The following is a 20,213-nucleotide window of genomic DNA, read 5'->3' on the forward strand; positions in this document are numbered from 1 at the left end:
TTATTTAAAATATACCTCAGCCAATTTCTTCATTGCTATTGCAGGACTTGCTAAAATAGGTACTAACTTTTCATCTGCACTTAAACCCTCGACAACACGAGCCATAGATGCTTGTGCTAAAACAATCACATAAACTTCTTTCATTAATTCTTTTAAAGCTGAAGCAACCATCTCGTCGTGCTTTGTTGCATCACCACTCATCAATGCTTCAAAAGCACCTTCACATAATTTTGATGTTATACTTACATTTTTACCAGCTAATTCAGCTCTTCTTTTTACCAAATCGCTTGTTGGTGCTAAAGTGGTTGGTAAAGTTGCAATCACCCCTATTTTATTGCTAATTTGTACTGCTTCATCAGCCATAGCTTGATCGACTCTAATAACAGGAACGTTACATAAAGTAGCTGCTATTTCAATGGCAGAACCAATTGACGAACATGTTGCTAAAATAATATCTGCTCCAGCAGCTTCAGCAGCTTGAATATGATTTACTACTCTTGCAGCCGTATTTGGTGTTAATTCATTCTTTCTTATAACATCTTTAATCACACTATCATCAACAATGTTAAAAGTATCTACGCCTTCTAAAAACTCATTTGTTAATTGCTGAAATAATGGTACTAATGTTGCAGATGTGTGAACAAAACCTAATGTTTTTGCCTTCATAATTTCTCTCCTTTTAAAACTTTTATAAAATAATTGTCGGTTCCAACTTGGCCGCCTTTAAAATTTAATTCTAACCCGTTTACGTATTCATCATCCGAAATTGCTTTACACAATGGTGCTCCTGGAGCTAATGGTGCAATCATTTCAAGCGCAGAAATATTTAATTCTGATGCTGCGTAACTTGATGTGTCTCCACCAGCAAAAACAATTCGTTTGATGTTAATTTCCGAAACAACTTTTTTGGTGATTTGTCCAATAATATTTCCGTAGATTTTACTGCATTGTTTTTGAATTGCATCTTCATTTAATCCCTGATTTTTAAAATACAGTTCAGTTTCTCTAATTCGAGTGTCATTTGGACCAATACTGGTATGAATTATGGTGCTTTTACCGTTTTTGAAATTTTCAACAACGATTGCAACTGAATTTTTGATTATTTCTGAATGATATTGAACATTTACTGCTTTACTTTCTAAAGCAATTTGTTCAAATCCATTTTCCAAAGCATATTCTATTTGTTTTGCAGAAACTGGCGAACAACTTCCTGACAAAACTAAAATAGGTCCAACTTCGCCTAAAGGTTTAAATGCTTCAGGTTCACTAATGATTTTTTCTTGTTTCCACGCAATTCCTAATGCCATTTCAATACCTGACGATCCTACTGAAAACACTGTTTTATTCTTTGCTAAATGATGAAATACTATCCCAATCACTTGTAAGTGTTCTTTATTAAAACCATCAAAAAATAAAATATCTTTTGTATTGTTTTGTACTTCTTCTAAAACAGATTGTTTGCCTTTTTCTATGACTGTTAAATTAACAAGACCGATAGTTTTTGAAGTTTGATTTGCTAAATGAACTGTTAAATCCCCTTCTGTTGCTGGTGTAACAGGATGCTTACTCATTGATGGGTGTCTATCAATTCTATAGACCTCTCCATTTCCGAAAGTTCCCATTTTAGCAAATAAATTACCAAATACGCAATACCTCCCTAAATGTGGTGCTGCAGGAGATATCATTACTGTTTTTTGATTAAAAACTTCACTACCTATTTCTATCGCTTTTCCAATATTGCCAACATGAGGTGCTGAATCAAACGTTGAACACACTTTATAATGAAAGTGAGCTGGTTTAAAACTGTTTAGATTCTTAAATGCAGGAACTAATTCTGTTTCCATTTCAGAAGGAGACATCGATCTACTTTTTCCTGCTAAACCAATGGCTTGTATACCTTCAAATTTATCTAAATCTTTTTGCTCAGGCATTTTTAAAAACAATACTGTTTTTACTCCAGCCAAAGTCAAAAACTCTAACGCATCTGTAGAGCCTGTGAAATCATCACCGTAAAAAGCTAAAAGTAAATTTTTCTGTTTCATTATTTAGAAAATTTCTTAACGGATGCCGCAAATTCTTTGTGTTTGTTGGCTGTTTCTTCAATTGACGAACCATCTACAGCACCTTCCCAAGCTTGTTGCAATGCATTTACACCTGCTTTTGGTCCCATTGGATGTGCTAAAATGCCACCTCCTGCCATGTACAACAAGTCAGTAGTTTGCGTTCTTTTGTAGGTTTCAAAAGCTTGTCCACCCCATTGACCAGAAGATACCACAGGTAAAATTTCATTCCCGCCTAAAAATGATTTTAAACATGATTTAATGGAAGTTACCACAGAATCATCAGATTCCCAAAATTTATTTTGAATACCGTTAACATGTAATTGATCGACACCTGCCAATCGCTGAAGTTTTTGATATGCAGGAAATTCAATGCCCAACATAGGATGCCTGTTTAACATACCCCAGCCATTTCTATGACCATGAATAACTAACTGACCATTATCACAAATTTTCTTTGTACCTGCTAAACCAACACTATTAACGCTAATCATTGCACAACTGCCTTTCTCTTGAAGTATTAAATCATACTTTCGTTGCATTACATCTATTTCATCTGAAATATTAAATGCATACATCACCTTTTTTCCTGTTCTCTGCTCGTTATTTCTGATGACTTTCATAATCGCTTTTACGCGCTCATTAAAAGGGGAATTAGCTGTAGACCCCATTAATTCATCATCTTTTATAAAATCTATACCTGCATCAATTAATGTTTGCACCAAAGTTGCAGTTTCTTCTGGAAACATGCCTACACTTGGTTTTATGATGGTTCCAATCATGGGTCTTTCACAACCTATACCACAAGATGCTTTGGAACCTTTAATGCCAAATTGAGGCCCTTTATAATGATTTTTAAAAGAATCAGGCAGTTCTAAATCCATTAATTTCAAGCCTGTAAATTGAGTAATTTCATATAAATTTCCCTGTAATGTACTTATCAAAACAGGTAAATTATAACCGAAATTTTCAATGGACCAACTTACTTTAACTTTTGCTTTTTGATATTTTTTACCAGAAATCTTGCCACCTGGAATTGAAGGTTCATTGACTAAGTCCAATAATTCAATATGTTCAACTCTTGCCGCAAAACGTTGTTTTAGTTCTTCTGTTTCACCAGGCACAGCAACAAATGTTCCCGAAGATTGTTCGCCAGCCAAAACTGCTGCAGCTTGTCCTACATCGTAAGGCGTTTCTATAAGATATTCTGCAAAAACTCTTTCCATTAATTATTAGAATTTTATATTATATGATTGGTTTTTGATGCTGATATTCCAATTTCTATTAAGACTTTTTAATATTAGCTTTTGGAACTACATTATTATTTTAAGGCTTTATTTATTAGCAAGCAATGCTTGTTTTAAGCATCATCTATTTTAATTTCTTTTTACAGCTAATTCACAAAAAAATATAAAGTTTTTAACAACATCTTTTAAAAAAAAGGAATAAAACAGTATTGATATAAAAGTTCTATTTAACACTCCTATTTATTTTTTTAAGTTAACATTTGATGTCTCTATTTTTTCATTGGGATAACTTAACTCTATGGCATCAGTATCTAAATAAACATTATCTAACACAATATTGTTACCACCAAGAACATCAATAATATTGTCTTCTGTTTCAATTTTTGCATTCTTAATACTAACATTATTTGCATCGTGAAGAATAATTAGCTTAGAACTTTTAGCTTTTATATTCTGAATTTTTAAATTTTCGAGTGGGGATTCTGGGATTCCATAAATTTTTAAAAAATGTGTACTATTTTCAATAATAACATTGCTTATAGAAATATCTCTGTAAAATGGCGTGAGCTTATTAATTTCTCTAAAGGGTAATCTTTCAGCCAATTCACCTACATAAGCAGGTGTACCAAGCATATCCCACTTTATAGCAGTGGCCTCAAGATTCATGCGTATTCTATCATAATACAAGTTTCCTCCTCCTCCTCCTCTTGGACGACGTGTTTTAAATCTAATCCCAACCACAGTGCCATCAAAAACGCAATCGTGTACATATAAATTTCGGATAACTCCTGCTGTTTCGCTTCCACAGGTGATACCTCCATGCCCTTTTTCTGTTAAACAGTAGCGAACCACAATATTTTCTGTTGTTTTATTAACTTTTAATCCATCTTCTCCTCGTCCTGCTTTCATGGTAATACAATCGTCACCTGTATTTAAAGTGCAATATTCTATCAATACGTTTTTAGAGGATTCTATATTAATGCCATCACCTCTAGGAATCCCATAAGAATTTATATAAACCCCTCTTATTACAACATTGTCGCAATAAGTGGGAACAATGTTCCAGAATGCTGTGTTTTTCAACGAAACACCTTCAATATAGACGTTTTTACAATTAATAGGTGAGATGAATTTTGGTGGAAATATCCAATCTTCTTTTGATCCATCATGAATACGATCTTTGCCTGGTTTACTTAAATCTACAAGACCTTCTATGGGTTTCATATAAGAACGCTCTTTTATTTCACCACCATAAGGTCCAATAAGTAATCCTTTTCCTGTTATGGCTATGTTTTCTTGATTATTAGCATAAATACAAGCAGCAAGAGACATTGCTTCTATACTTTCAATACGAGTAAAAACTGCAGGTTGATAATCTTTTACATTTGTACTGAATTCTAGAATTGCCCCTTCTTCAAAATGAAGATTTACATTACTTTTCAATGAAATTCGACCGGTTTTCCATGTACCTTTCGGAACGATAACTGAACCTCCTCCTAATGCATTTATTTTGTCAATAGCATTTTGAATAGACTCGGTAACCAAATCTCCAGTACTAATACAATTGTCTTTTATTTTAATACTTCTTTCAGGAAATGTAGGTTTTTTAAATTCAGGCATACCAAAAGGTGCAGAAACAGGAGAAATATTTTCTGGTAAAACGAAATGACCTACTTCATTTTTTGTAGGTATAGATTCTAATTTACTATAATCTAAAACCTCATTCGGTTTGTTTTTACAGCTTAAAAATAATGAGAATGTAATTAAGGTAATAAAAAATTTCATTTAGTAGAATCTAATTGTCTAATTTATAAAAATATCCATATTTAAAGAATATGGATGTTTATTTTGTTCAACGGTTGATTGTATAAAAGCTAAGTTTTTGTTATTAACAAAAAATTATTTTTCCATAAGAACAAACATATTTGAAACTTCACAACTAGTTTTATTTCATTTTTAATCTGTCTTAATTTTTATTAATTTTTCTGTATTTCCAATATTGGACGAAGCTTTTAACCTTATCGTTTCAGACTTTCCGTTTGATTGAATAATTACAACACACTTTCCATTAAAAGCTTTTATTTTTGATGCTTTGAATGATGATAAATTTGCTTGATATCCATTATCAACACCTACAATTGAACCTCCACCAGTAACTTCAAAATCAAGTGAATTATTTGCTTTTGGCACTAAATTACCATCAGCATCTTTAATATTTACCATCACATAAACCAAATCGTAATGATTATTTTTAATACTTTCTTTATTAGCAATTAATTCTATTTTTGATGGAGTGCCTGCAGTGTGTATTTCCTTTTCTAGAACCACTTTCCCATCTTTTCTAGAAATTGCTTTAATAGTTCCTGGCTCGTATTTAACACGCCATATAATATGTAAATCATCATTTTGTTTTGATTTACTTCCTAAAGATTTTCCATTTAAAAACAATTCCACTTCATCTGCATTGTTGTAATACGCCCAAACATCCACTTCTTGACCTTCTTCCCAATTCCAATGTGGAAAAACGTGTAAAACATCCTTTTTTGTCCATTCGCTTTGGTACATATAATACACATCTTTTGGTAAACCTGCCAAATCAACAATCCCAAAATACGAACTTCTTGCAGGATATGGATATGGAATTGGTTCTCCTAAATAATCAAAACCTGTCCAAATAAAAGTGCCTGCAATAAAGTTTAAAGACTTTACTGTTTTCCAGTTTTCTTCGTGTGTTGCTCCCCAATACGCAGATATTTGATCATAAGCAGATGCTGTATAATCATCATTCCCATCAAAAGGTGCGTTATGCGCTGGTGGCCATCTTTTTATTGTATCGGAAGGCATATCATAATGTCCGCGTGTTTCTATAGCCGAAACACTTTCTGACGCTAGTATTTTTTCACCTTTAAATTTCTCTGGAAAATCATAAAAATCTTTATGTTTATAATTGAATCCTAATAAATCTAACGCTCCAGATTGATAAATAAAATTTTTCTCTGGGATGTTTTCTGTTAAAGCACAAGTTACAGGTCTGGTTTTATCTAAAGATTTTACAATACTTACAAGCTCTTTAGTAATAGCGACTCCTGTGCTATCAAACTGTTCACGGATTTCGTTTCCAATACTCCACATCATAACTGATGGAAAATTTCTATCCCGTTTTACAAAATCCTCTAAATCTTTTTTATGCCATTCATCCCAGTATAGGTTATAATCATATTTTACTTTTCTCTTTTTCCAGGAATCAAAAGCTTCAACCTGTACTATCAACCCCATTTCATCACATAATTGTAATAACTCTAATGAAGATGGATTGTGTGAAACGCGAATAGCATTTACACCCATATCTTTCATTATGGTGAGTTTACGCTTAATTGCCTCATAATTTGCAACTGCACCTAAAGCACCATTATCATGATGCAAACAAACGCCATGAATCTTCATTGGAACATCGTTTAGAGAAAAACCATTTTTCGCATCAAAATTAAAATAACGAATTCCTAAAGGTGTTGTGTAATTATCTACCAACTTAGAACCTTCAAAAACCTTAGTCTTAATTTTATAGAGATAAGGATTCTTGGTATCCCACAAATTAGGGTTTAATATCTCAAAATTTTGTATCTGTTTTTTTACACTATTTTTATTGATACTTTCTTCTGAAGTAGCTTGTGCAACCTCAAATTCTTCGTTATTTACAATTGAGCTAACAACTTTGTATTTTTTATCTAAATTTGCATCATTTTGAAGCGTTATCTCGAAGTTTACCAAAGCTTTTTCTTTTGAAATTTCTGGTGTAGTAACGTATGTTCCCCAATGTGCTATATGAAGTTTTTCAGCAACCACCAAACGTACATTTCTGTAAATGCCAGAACCAGAATACCATCTAGAGTTTGGTTGTTCAGAATTATCAACCTTAACAGTAATGACGTTTTCTTTATCACCATATTTCAAATAATCAGTTAAATCGTAGGCAAATGATACATAACCATTTGGACGAATACCTAAATATTGTCCGTTTATCCATACTTCGCTTTTTCGGTAAATACCATCAAATTCTATTGAAATTGATTTATTATCATATTCAATTGGAAGTGTGAACGTTTTTCTATACCAAGCAATTCCTGTTGGCAAAGCACCTCCTTCTGGTTTAGCAGGATTATCAATACTAAATTCACCTTCAACACTCCAATCATGTGGTAAATTTAGAGTTCGCCAATTTTCATCATTAAAAGAAGTAACTTTAGCTTCAGGAACATCACCCAAATTGAATTTCCAATCAAAATTAAAATCTTTAACAATTCTAACGTTATTTTCTTCGGCACCACATCCAACAAAAAAAATAGTGATTAGTAATATGTATATAATTTTTATATGCTTCATAGTTTTATCAATCTATTTATTGAAACTCAAAAGACTCCAGTCTCAAACCTTTCATATTATTTGATTCGATGGTGATTTTATAAGTTCCTGCATTTATAAATCCTCCTGATGTGGTATTTAAAATTTTCCATTTTTCTTTTTGAATCGGAAATTCTATATCATCATTTCTAAGTAAAATACCGTTTGCATCTTCAATTTTTAATCTAACTTTTATTGGGTTATCATTCATATTCATAAATCGATAACGCATTAAATACATATTTGCTACACCAGGATTTACTATAAAAGTCAAACTGTTTTTTGTATTTTGTGTAAATTCTATATAATCACTTTTCTTGAAAAACGCTTTTTTAATTCCGTAACCAGTGGCTGTTCCATTTTCGGCTTCTAATTTTAAGATAGCACGATTTTCTTTCTCATCCATATTATATACTGGAATTACAGCAATGGTGTACATATCGCAATCAGCACAATTTTTCACACTTTCAAAAACAATCTTTTCTCCTTTTTCGGCTTCTTTTTGATATACAACAAACAAAGTTCCTTTTGAATTCTGAATGGTATCTGTGGTTTCTTTAAAGTCGTTTAACCAGTTTGGTTTTTCAATTAATTTAGCTTCCACAGCTATGTAAATATTTGAGTGTTCTTTAGAAATAAAGCTTCCAACAATTTCTTCTTTTAGAACATTTGGAAAACGTATATAATCAGCACCATATAGTAAAGATGGTAGTTTCGTGAAATTTACATCAGAATTTTGATATTGTTTATCTGTAATATTTAACCATGATACCACTTCATAATTTGTATTTATAGAAGCATTCTGAATATTTTTAGGAGAAGCATTTGCTGGTTGTATCTTTTTATCTAAGCTTGCAATAGCAATAGCAGAAATAACAGCTTGTCCAGATTTAGCGATGGGAAAAGAAATATTTAATCGACCATTTTTTACATTAACCTTATATGTTTTTTTAAGCGCCGTATTTGTTCCTACTTCAGACCAAATATCTAAATTTTCCTCTACCTTTTCGTTATTAATAGCAATATCGAAAACACGCCATTCTTTACAATTCATGCCACCTCCAACACCATACCAAGGTTCGTTAAAATATAGTTCTACTAAATAATCTCCCTCTGGAACTGGAAATTTATATTGTAGTTTATCTGCTCCGTATCTAAAATCTTGAAATAATTTCCAATCCTTTGTATTTTTAATAGCGTCAAATGTTGTTCGTTGACTTGCATAAAAAGCTGGTAAATCTTCAAAACTATCTGTCCATGATTTAGAACCCCAAGTATCATCTTTGGTTTGATGAACATCTGCAAACCAAGTATTCCCAAAAGTATCTTCATAATTAGCGCCACCACTATTTACTCTATATATGTAATTATAACCAACTTGTGGTTTTAAAATATCATTTTTATCTGAGATCAGCTTATTAAAATTTGGTGCTTCTGGTAAATTGTTTAAAATAATATAATCTTTGGCAACTGCTTTTCCGTTTACATAACCAACTGCGTACAACACATTATATCTTATATTTACATTACTCCATGTAAAATGTTCTCCTTTAATTCCTGAGTTTTTCAACTTACCAAGTGAGCTATTATCTATATCATTAAAAAGTTCTACTTCATCACAATTTGAATATACATTAATATCGTTTTTAATTCCTGCAGATAACCATCGATTAGGCCAAGAATGGGAAACGATATATACCATCGGACTTTCTTTTTTTGAAACGTAATTAGCACGATACATATAAAAAGCATCCAAAGGTTCGCCCCAAATAGTAAAAATGCCTTTGTAATTTATAGGACCAACTTTATCAATATCTCTGTAACCTTCGCCATTTTGAGTCCGTCCTGGATTTTCGTGAGAATATAATAACCAATGGTATTGACCAACAATTTTATTTTTTACAGATTCTGCTTCTCGGATTTTTATTTCCATCAATTGTGAAAAACGATTTTCACTTAACGCACCTTTTTGATTAAAGTCGCCTTCGGTATGTAAATCGGCTGTTCTCCAAGCGCCATATTCACCATTTAATAATTGTGTTGTTAGTTCTTCTCCATAATTATATGGATTGCCACCATAGGTTCCTGACCAATTTTGAATCACATTCCAATCAGTACCTTCACCACCATTGCAAGTTGTTACAATACGTTGTCTTGCAGAAGTTGGATCAAGTTCTCTAATAATCTGGATACACTCTTCTGCAAAAGATTTTGGAATAGTGCTTTCATTTTGTAAACCCCACATTACAACAGAAGGATTGTTTCTACGCTCTTTAATCCATTCTCTTAATAAGGTTTTAAAATTGGCTTTAAACTCAGGTGTATCATACCAAATATGTGCTGAAAACTGACTCCAAAACAAAATACCCTCTTTATCTAAATGCTCTTGATATTTTAAATTATGAGGTTGATGTCCTTCTCTAAAAGCATTATAACCGGTCGCTTTTACTTGTTCTATTCTTGTTTTTATTTCGGTATTTGAAAAGGAATGACTTTTCCCAATAGCGTGCTCATATTCGCAAGTTCCGTTTATAAACAACGGTTCATCATTTATAAAAAATCGATTATCATCTCCTTTTCTGTCAATAGGCCAACTTACCCAACGAATTCCATATGGTATTGTTATCGCATCAACTAATTCTTCATTTTCATAAATTTTTGTTGATAGTTGGTATAAATAAGGATTTTTAGGAGACCATAAACTCGGATTTTTGATTTCTGGAAGTGTTTGTTTTAGTTCTTTTACATCAGAAATATTTTTTATTTCAGACTTAGCGGAAGCTATTTCTTTTCCTTCTTTATCCAACAAAGTATTTATTACTAAAATATTTTTAGTAGAAGCACCATAGTTTTTAATTTCTGTTGAAACATGAAGTACAGCTTTATCTCTTGTAGTTGAATTATCATTCCAAATATGAACACCAAAAGGTTCTATTTTGATATCATTTGTAATAATTAATGATACAGGTCTAAAAATCCCCATAGGTTGTGAGCCTTCTGAGAAACCCCATTCGCCAGAACAACCACCACAAACCCAAGGTAAATCTGCTATAAAAGAAGGATGATGTGCTTTAACGATGATCTTATTTTCAGCATCAAAAGTAATGGCATCTGAAATATTTAGCGTAAAAGTGGTTCTTCCTCCTTTATGCTCTCCCACTTTTTTGCCATTTACCCAAACTGTAGCGTATGAACCAACTCCTTCAAAAAATAAAAAATGTTGTTTTTCTTTATTTGAAGCTTCTAATTCTAGTGTTTTATAATACCAAGCTGTTCCGTGTAAATTGCCATGGGAGCTTCTTCTATACCCATAATATTGGTCCCAATTGTGTGGTACTGAAACTTGTTTCCAAGAAGTATCTGTTTTAATTGTTTTTACAAAATCTTTTTCTGGTTTAGAAATAGAATCTAAAACAATAGATTGCCAGTCTTTATTTAAGGAAATTACTTTTCTAACCTCAGTTAAATCATCTTTTTTTTTACATGAGGATAAACAAGCTAAAGCAATAAATAATATGTACGTTAAGTATCTCATTTTAGTAGAAAAGCCAGTCCACAGCTTCTTTATCATCTTTATCAATTAAACCAACATCTCTAGATTTTATAGGTTGATTTGCATCAATAAAACCAAAAATCAACACACGCCCTTTACCAAAAGTTATTTCATTTTCTCCTGGTTGAAACTCATACGTATGAATATTTACCCTTGGCAGTCCTTTTAACTTTACTGCGTTTGCTAAAATAACTTCTGCTTCTCCACGTGTATTTCCTGCTGCATTTGTTTCTAAACTAGGCGGAAATAAAAATCTTTTTTGATCTGTATTAAAATAGCCAACAACTAACTTTACAGGCTTGTCATTTTTAAATTTAATGTAAGATCCTTTTTTATTTTGATTATCAATCACATAATAAATACCTTGTAAATTTTCTAATTCTGGTGCTAATTCTAGCACTTCAGATTCTGGAGTTCCGTATACTTTTGTTCCCTTTTTTAACTTGTATGTTTTTTTATTGTTACTTAGAATAGTAACATCAACTGTTTTAAAAGCTGCGCCTTTTTCTCTAACAATTTTCCCGTCTTTTGATGCTTTTAAAAGCGCAATATTTCTTTTTAGATTTGCCAGTTCTCTTTCATAATGTGGTAATAATTCTTCCCAAGTTTTATTTTTACCATCATCTCCACCAATAGGAATTCTGCGTTGTGCAGTTTGCATGCTATTTGCATATAAATATGAATCTTTTGTAAGATTAACTAATTCTTTATAGTGATCTATACTTTTTTCTAAATGTGGAAGTGCTTGGTCTAAATCTTTAATATCGTTAGAATAACTGTATCGTAAAACTAACAAGGCAGCTTCTACTTTCTCTGAAAAACAGTTTGCAAATGCTTGATAACAATACACATCATTTTTTAAACGATTAAATTCTTCAACGTTTTCTGTAACTTCTGGTTTTGCTTTTTCTATTGCATTCACTGCTTTTTTACCATGAGCTACAATTTCATTGATAATCTGGACTGGAGTTTCACCAACATGAGGTTCATTTTCCCATTCTTTTTTAGCATATTCTAGTAAAATTTCGCCAACAGGCCCACAAGATTCGTAAAAACCTGGATATACTCTCCATTTATAGGGATTCACTAATTGACTTTCGAACATTCCTAAAAGTAGTGTTTGTCTATTACCTTCTGTAATTCCAAATCTTCTTAATGTTTTAGGAGCTATTTCTCCAGTTTCTTCATAAGCTTCTAAAATGTATTTTCCAGCTTCATTGTTGGTTCCATACATTTTTGCTAATTGATTTCCCCAATAATAAATTTCGTCATTTCTATCTCTATTATCTTTCCATGCATAGCGTGCCCAGGCTTTATACCAAATCCAATCGCGATTCATTTCTAAAAGTCTTGGTGATGTTTTGTCTGGTGCATAAGGCCAATCCCAATATGATGTTTGCGGGTACAAATGTAGTGCGTTCGCACCATGAACTTGATGCATCGCTTTTACCGTTTTTTGAATAAAATCGGGCGAACCATAACGAAACGGTTCTAAGTTAGCTAAAATATGAACGTTTGAAATATGTACAGAACCCAATGAACTTAATGCTCTATGAGTTTCTGCCCAAGGTCCACGTGGCTCGTAAGTTGTTAAAGACTCGCCCGTATACTTACTCATGGTATACAAATTTTTATATAACGGTAGTGCTTCTTCCATAACTAATGGAGCATCAGTATCGTGTGACCTTAAAATAATGGGAGGTTCTTCCGTCTGTCCTAAGGCTTTTAAACCGTCTTTAACCCCAGGGATAATGGTTTTTGTAAACCATTCCAAATCATATTCACGTTCCATAGCTTCACCTAATGCTACCAACAACCCAACATTTGGATATTTTTCGATAAAAGCAGCTATAGATTTTTGGGTGTAATCTGCAATAATTGGTATAATAGGTCTAGATCTATCTTGAGTTTCGATGTTGTAATGTTCAGCAAAAGGTTTAGATACAATAATATTATAGAACATTTGAATAATCCAAATACCTCGCTTATTAGCTTCTTCTGTAATGAACTTAAAAATAGCTTCGTTTTTCTTAAAATCTTCATCACTTACTTCTAAGGCAAAAGGATATTCTTCTAACTTTACCAATGATGCAAATGGATGACCATTCCATAAATACAAAGAATTTAATCGATTCTCAACCATCATATCTAAATACTGTATCCATAGTTCTTTATCATAAAACCATGGAAAATTTTCTGGTGTGTATGGGTATTCATACACTCCTCTACCTTCTAAATATTTTGTTTTTTGAAGTCCGATACAAGTACCTCGTAAAACCATTTCTGGACTATCTTTAAAAGTGATTTCTGAAGGAATATTTCCTGTTTCTTTTATTCTATCAGCTAATTCTAATGCGCCATACAAAGCACCAGAAGCATCACTGCCAGCAATATAAATAGTTTTATTTGATGTTGCTATTTGAAAACTTTCTTTCTTGTTTGCATCATTTTTTACGGATACAACAATTATTTGATTTTTATTTTCTTTTGAAACTTTGTCTGCAACAGCAACAATATATCCTTTATCTGATAAAGTTTCTGAAAGCTTTTTTACACCAAAAGTGATTCTTGGAGATGTAGCATCACCAACAATTGTTACTTTTTTTTCTGTTGAACATGAAATGATTAAAAATATAAATAGAAGATTAAGATATTTCATTAAATAAATGATTTTTAAATTTATTGATTTTTAAATATTTTCTTTAAATAACGCACATTGGCTCCATAGTTTTTTACGACTTCACGAACCATAGATGTATCTCTAGAACGTTCTACAACCAACCACCCTTTCCAATGCATTTTGTCTAAAGTTTGTTTAATTTTTGGTAAATCGATTGCTGGGTCGTTTTCAATCCAATTTCCATCAGTATTTGATGCATGAATTTCTCCAATATTATCACGTCCTAATGTTTTTAATTCTTTAGAAATATCTCGTCCATTTTCTATAGCATTGGCAAAATTAAATGCTATTTTAATATTTCTGTTTCCTATTTCTTCTAATAACTTTTTTTCTTCAGAAGCAGATAAAGATGTTTCAACAGCAATGATTCCGTTAATTTTCTCCACTTCTTTTCCTGCCCAACGTAATCTTTCAATAATAGCAGGTCTTAATTCTGGATTTTTCACTAAATCTCCTTGTGTTCCTAATGGTAAATAAGCAACTTCAACATTAAACATTTTCATCACATCAATACAATCTAAAACCATTTTTTTATACGTTGGACGTTTGGCAAAAGATTGTGCATAAAAACCAGACATGGCAACAGAACTAATACCTACTCCAGTTTCTAAGGATTTGTTTTTAAATACTCTTACGCTTGCAGTATCTCCACGTACAAATTTACTATCAAAAGTTTCTCTATTTCCTAAGCCTCCCATATCCATTTCAATAGCATCAGCTCCAATTTCTTTAGCGCGTCCAAACGCACCTAATTTTTGACGCTTTAAAATCATCCAATCGCAAACAGCTACTTTGTAACGTTCTTTTGTTGGTCCTGGCCAAACACCATCTTCAATTGGAAAAGTCACTAATTTTGATGGTTCTATTTTTACATATTTTATTTTTTGACGACGCCACGTATATACACAATGTAACATTCCATCTGTACCTTGAATAATAGCAGGATAAGAATATTGACTTATTTTAGAGTCTTCTAAAACCAAAGCTGCATTCCAATGAATACCATCTTTAGACGTTGCTATATTTAAAGGGCTTCTATAACTTTTGGTTGTTCCTTCATCTGGCCAAACATGATTGTAAATTAAAGCATGTTCACCATTTTTCATGGTAACAGCATCAGTTCCAGAACTGTTATTTGGCATGTTTAATAATTCTAAATCAGACCAAGTCTCACCACTATCTTCAGACCATGTACTAAATAAATGTCTATTTCTTGTTCTTCCAATTTGTTGAAGTTTATTATTTTGATGAAATAAAACACTTGGTTGAATGGCATTTATCTTATTTGGACCTTTAGGAAGTGTATCTCCCATTTTCCAAGTTTTCCCAAAATCTGGGGTTGATTCCATACGTAAATTCCATCCATTACCTTCTACACTAGAGGGTAGCAAAAGATTTCCGTTATCTAACAAAACCGGTTTGTTTTTTATAGGTCCTAAAAAACCTTCTGGTAATTTTTCTGGATCTGACCATGAATCACCTCCATCTTTAGAGCGCATTAACATGCCCCACCAAGTTGACGGACTTGGCCCCACTTTGTAGAACAACATTAAATCACCATCTGGAACTTGATATAAAACAGGATTCCAAGTTGGGTAACGCAGTGTATCATTTTGAATACCATTTGCAACCTCAATGCCTTCTGTCCATTTTCCATTTTTAAGTTTAGATACCCAAATACCTACATCTGGATGACGTTCATGTGTACCACCAAACCAAGATGCTACTAAATCACCTTTTGTTGTTTCTACAATTGTTGAAGCATGACATGATAAATAAGGAGCATCATTATTAATAAATTCATCAACAATAATTCCTTCTCTCCAAGTTTTATCAGCTAATGCTATTTTCTTTTGTTCTGGCTGATTACAACTTACAAAAAGTAGGACAAATGAGAGTATAAATGTGGTGTGTATGAATTTCATAAAATTGCTATTTTAATTCTAATTATTTTAGTTTACTTGAACCGAATATGTTCCAGACTTTAACTCTAAAACTACTCCACTTTCTTCCGTTTTATAACTTACGGAAGTTTTAATCAATCTATTTTTATTAATTTTTACTTTTGATGCTTTTATAGTTGGTAAATAAACAACTGCTGTTGTATTTGCAGGAATCGTAATTTCCCATTCTAGTTTACTTTTCGTTTTTTTCCAATGACTTTTTATTTTTCCATATTTCGATTCATATGAGGCATTTACAAAACTTAAACCTGCTTCAAAGTCTGGTTTCATAATAATTTGTTTAAAACCAGGATATTTTGCGCTGCTTTTAATACCTGCCATATTTTCGTAATACCAAATCATTAAATCGCCTAAAAGCATTACATGATTTTGGGAGTTCATTTCTGGATTTGCAGTATTTCCATTCCATAATTCCCAAATAGTAGTCGCACCATTTTCAACCATATATCCCCAACTTGGATAGGTTTTATTGGATGCTAATTTGTATGCTAAATCACCTCTACCAAAATCGGTTAGCGTTCGCATTAAAAATTGAATACCAACAACACCTGTACTTACGTGACCACCTTTAACCACCTCAACTTGATAGACCATATTTTGAAAAACTTTATCTTCCAAATTATCTGGTACCATACCAAAAGCCAAAGGCAACACATTAGCTGTAACTGTATTATTAGCATAACTAAATGATTCTTTATTAAAATATTTATCATTAAAAGCCTTTTTAATACGTGATGATAATTCATCATAATGTACTATATCTGCTTTATTTTGATTTGTAATTTCAGCAAACTTCTTCATAATTTGAAGCAAATGATAATAAAATGCACTAGATAATACTTCACCATCAGTTAGCCTAGTTGGATCTTTAGAACGAATAATTTCTAACGATTCTGGTGGCACACACCAATCTCCATATTTATCCTTCGTCATTAAATCATTTTTCAAATAATTTTGTTCCATATAATCCATCCATTTCTTCATATATGGATAATGGTCTTTTATCCCTTTTTTATCACCAAACTGATGATATAGCATATCAGCAACTTTTATATAAGCACCTTGCCAAGTCACACCATCACCATAATAACGCCAAAATGCAGGTGCCACATCTGGTATACCACCATCTAAAGTTTGAGAAAATTTAATATCGTCTAACCATTTTGCGTAAAGTGTTTGGTTGTCGAATAAAAAGCTTTCTCCATAAGCACCAGTTGTTCTGTCTCCTAACCAAGGTTGACGTTCATTTCTTTGCGGGCAATCAATTGGCATCCCTTTATAATTTCCACGAATACCCCAAAAAGCATTTTTAAATATTTGATTCATGGTTTCGTTAGAACTTTCGAAAGTTCCAGTAGTTTCAATATCATCATAAACTACTTTTCCAACAAAATCATCTATTGTTGGCTTGTAATTAAATCCTGAAACTTCAACAAAACGGAATCCGTGAAACACAAATTTTGGTTCCCAAATTTCTACTCCTTCACCTTTTAAAATATATGTATCAGTTACTCTAGCATCTCTTAAATTGGCTATGTATAATGAACCATCATCTTTTAAAGATTCGGCAAATTTCATGGTTATTTTATCACCTCGATTTCCCTTCACCTTAAGTTGTAACCAACCCACCATATTTTGGCCCATATCTAAAATATAGCTGTAATTTTTTGTGGTTGTAATTGATATTGGTGCTACCTCACTTTTAACAACCATATTCGGGGTCATTTGAGCTTCTAGAAATCCACCTGGTTCTTGTACCCACATGAGGTTTAGCCAATTGCTATCATCAAAACCAACGTTGTTCCAATTTGGCATTTCTTTTCGGGCATCATAGGTTTCTCCATCATATTCGTTATTACTTTTGATAGGGCCATAAGGTGTAAATTTCCAAGACTCATCTGTTTTTATGGTTTCTCTGGATCCATCTATATATTCTACAACCAGTTGCAACGCCATTTTTGGAAAACCAAATGTTTGGATTTTATAAGGTTTGTATTCTTGACGCATTGCAAAAAAGCGTCCGTTTCCTAAAATAGTTCCCAATACATTTTCGCCTTCTTTTAGATTTGAAGTAACATCAAAAACATTATATTTTACATTTTTAGTATAATCTGTTGGAACGGGTGCTAATACTTGATTTCCAATTTTCTCTCCATTCATATACAATTCATACAAGCCCATACCCATAATATATACTTTGGCATTTTTGACTTTCTTTTTTAAATCGATTTGTTTTCTAATATATCTGGCTGATAATTTTGAAAACTGCCCAATGCTGTCACCTTCAAATAAATGATTATTACCTATCCAACGTGTAGATTTCCATTCTGCATACGTTAAAATCCCCATACTCCACAACGCAGAATCACTCCATTCTGTTTCACCTTTATTGGTCCAAACTTTTACTTTCCAAAACGCTTCATCTCTGCTATCCAAGGTTTTTCCTGAATAAACAATATTTATAGATTGATTGCTTTCAACTTTTCCTGAATCCCATAAATCACCCTGATTATTATTCAATTTTTCTAGCGACGAAGAAACTAAAATATGGTAAGTTGTTTGCTCTAGTTCAGAAGCATTCGTATCGAATTGCCAACTCAATCTTGGCTGTAAAACATCTATTCCCAAAGGATTGGTTAACATTTCACATTGTAGATTGCGAACACCTATATTTTGTGAATATATTGATCCTGAAATTAATAAAATAATAATTATAAATAAGTGTTTTTTCATTAATATATTATTCTGAAATTAACTTTTCTAATTTGTTTGAGGCTGCAATTTCTTTTCCATTTCTAAAAATTTTAAAACCTTGCCCTTTTTTGTATTTCTCACCTGTTTTATCCCAAAGAATAGTAATGATATCACCATGATACAATACATTGTCTAAACAAAACCAATCCCATTTTTCTTCTGAAATTAGAGGATTTACTTCAATTTTATCATCAGCTCTTGGACGTAAACCAACCAAACCTGTAATAATTAAGTCATTAAATGTAGAATGATTGTAATAGCGACTACGTTCTCTATCTCCCATCAACCAATACCCTGTAGTTTCATCTAAATATTCACCAATGTATGGTCGTCCACGATAATATTGAGACTCGACATATAAATTCATTTGTTTGAAATAATCGGCTTCCGAAACTACATCTTGCTTATAATTATTTAGTACGTTTGCCATAGCTGTTAACGTTTGTGAAGTTGCAAAAGGCCATATAGCTCCATCCCATTCACAAGTTCCTGTACCATGACTTCTAAAACGTGGACTTCTAAGTTCTGCAGTTGTTAATCCGAAAGGCGCTGAGAAACCAGCTTCATCTTTTATTTGTTTCCAAGCAATTTCAAATCCTTTATTTTTTTCTGGTAAATTAAAATACCATGGAATAAAACCAATCGCTTCACGAACATTTGATGACGTATCTTTTTCGGTTAACGTTTCAAAAAATTCAGCATCTTTGTTCCATAGTTTAGCTTCTACCAAGTTTTGAAGTGTATCTGCTTTTGCTTCAAAATATTGCTGTTTTTCAGTATCACCTTTCATTTTTGCCATTTCAGATAAAGCTTCAGCATTGGCATACATGTAACTGTTAATAGTTGGTCTTGCATTGCGCACATGACGTCCACCACTTAAAGATTCTTCCATTCCGTCTTTTACATCATTTTGCCAAAACAAACCATCAGTTCTTTGTCTTTCTTCTTCCCAAGTTGTATAATCATTCACCAAATCTGGATACAGATCTAAAAGGTAGTTTTCATCTTTATTTACTAAATAACGATTGTATAAAGCATCTGCAGTCCAACTACTAAACTTGTGGAGCTTTTTCATTGGTTTCCCTTCATTTCCTCTATACCAAATATTTACATTTTGTTCAATATATTTTGGATCGTGAACCCATCTAAATTCGTAAATATGATGTCCTAAAGCACACGCTATTAAATTGTATTTATCGGCATAAGAACGTTGTACCAAAAATTCTGTAATTGCATAACCTTGTGGTGTATTTGTAATATGCTTGCGTAAACTCCACCAACGGAAATAATACATTTCCTCAAAATTATCCTGTGGACATTCAAACAAAGGAATATTTGATTTCATCCATGCCCAAGCACTATCATTTGGAATTGCTTTGGCGATGTTTTCATCTTCCATCCTATTAAAATAATCTACATAATGTTTATAATCTTCAACATTTAAAACAGCTGCAGTTTTTTTATCTGATGTAGCTAAATTACAACTACTAAGTGTTACACCTACTAAAAAAATTAATATATATATATTTGATTTTAAATTCATTCTTTTACTTTAAA

Annotated in this window: 10 protein-coding genes; all 10 read right to left on the reverse strand. The window is 32.2% G+C overall.

Annotated elements, in window-relative coordinates; translation table 11 throughout:
• The gene (locus LPB03_RS10315; protein WP_065319535.1) at positions 1-666 is read right to left on the reverse strand and encodes an aspartate/glutamate racemase family protein; all 666 of its coding nucleotides are present in this window, start codon (positions 664-666) and stop codon (positions 1-3) included.
• Positions 663-2,042 (reverse strand): four-carbon acid sugar kinase family protein, encoded by a 1,380-nt coding sequence (locus tag LPB03_RS10320; protein ID WP_065319536.1) that lies wholly within the window; start codon positions 2,040-2,042, stop codon positions 663-665. The genes LPB03_RS10315 and LPB03_RS10320 overlap by 4 nt, the downstream gene beginning before the upstream one ends.
• A complete protein-coding gene (locus LPB03_RS10325) occupies positions 2,042-3,286 on the reverse strand; it encodes a ribulose-bisphosphate carboxylase large subunit family protein (RefSeq protein ID WP_065319537.1) in 1,245 nt (414 codons plus the stop codon). The genes LPB03_RS10320 and LPB03_RS10325 overlap by 1 nt, the downstream gene beginning before the upstream one ends.
• A 261-nt stretch (positions 3,287-3,547) precedes the next feature.
• The gene (locus tag LPB03_RS10330; protein ID WP_065319538.1) at positions 3,548-5,092 is read right to left on the reverse strand and encodes a glycoside hydrolase family 28 protein; all 1,545 of its coding nucleotides are present in this window, start codon (positions 5,090-5,092) and stop codon (positions 3,548-3,550) included.
• A gap of 171 nt (positions 5,093-5,263) precedes the next feature.
• Positions 5,264-7,687 (reverse strand): glycoside hydrolase family 2 TIM barrel-domain containing protein, encoded by a 2,424-nt coding sequence (locus LPB03_RS10335; RefSeq protein ID WP_065319539.1) that lies wholly within the window; start codon positions 7,685-7,687, stop codon positions 5,264-5,266.
• A 16-nt stretch (positions 7,688-7,703) separates the two neighbouring features.
• The gene (locus LPB03_RS10340) at positions 7,704-11,276 is read right to left on the reverse strand and encodes a malectin domain-containing carbohydrate-binding protein (RefSeq protein WP_231953088.1); all 3,573 of its coding nucleotides are present in this window, start codon (positions 11,274-11,276) and stop codon (positions 7,704-7,706) included.
• On the reverse strand, positions 11,242-13,917 hold the full coding sequence (locus LPB03_RS10345) for an alpha-d-galacturonidase (RefSeq protein ID WP_065319541.1): 2,676 nt from the start codon (positions 13,915-13,917) through the stop codon (positions 11,242-11,244). The genes LPB03_RS10340 and LPB03_RS10345 overlap by 35 nt, the downstream gene beginning before the upstream one ends.
• A 20-nt stretch (positions 13,918-13,937) precedes the next feature.
• Entirely contained in the window at positions 13,938-15,863 is a 1,926-nt protein-coding gene (locus tag LPB03_RS10350; protein ID WP_065319542.1) for an exo-alpha-sialidase, read from the reverse strand.
• 27 nt (positions 15,864-15,890) lie between these two features.
• Positions 15,891-18,635, reverse strand: a complete 2,745-nt coding sequence (locus tag LPB03_RS10355; RefSeq protein ID WP_065319543.1) for a glycoside hydrolase family 78 protein — start codon at positions 18,633-18,635, stop codon at positions 15,891-15,893.
• 7 nt (positions 18,636-18,642) lie between these two features.
• Positions 18,643-20,199: an MGH1-like glycoside hydrolase domain-containing protein gene (locus LPB03_RS10360; protein WP_139058967.1), complete on the reverse strand. Its 1,557-nt coding sequence runs from the start codon at positions 20,197-20,199 to the stop codon at positions 18,643-18,645.
• Positions 20,200-20,213 lie beyond the last annotated feature (14 nt).

The organism is Polaribacter vadi, assembly GCF_001761365.1.
Lineage (GTDB): Bacteria > Bacteroidota > Bacteroidia > Flavobacteriales > Flavobacteriaceae > Polaribacter > Polaribacter vadi.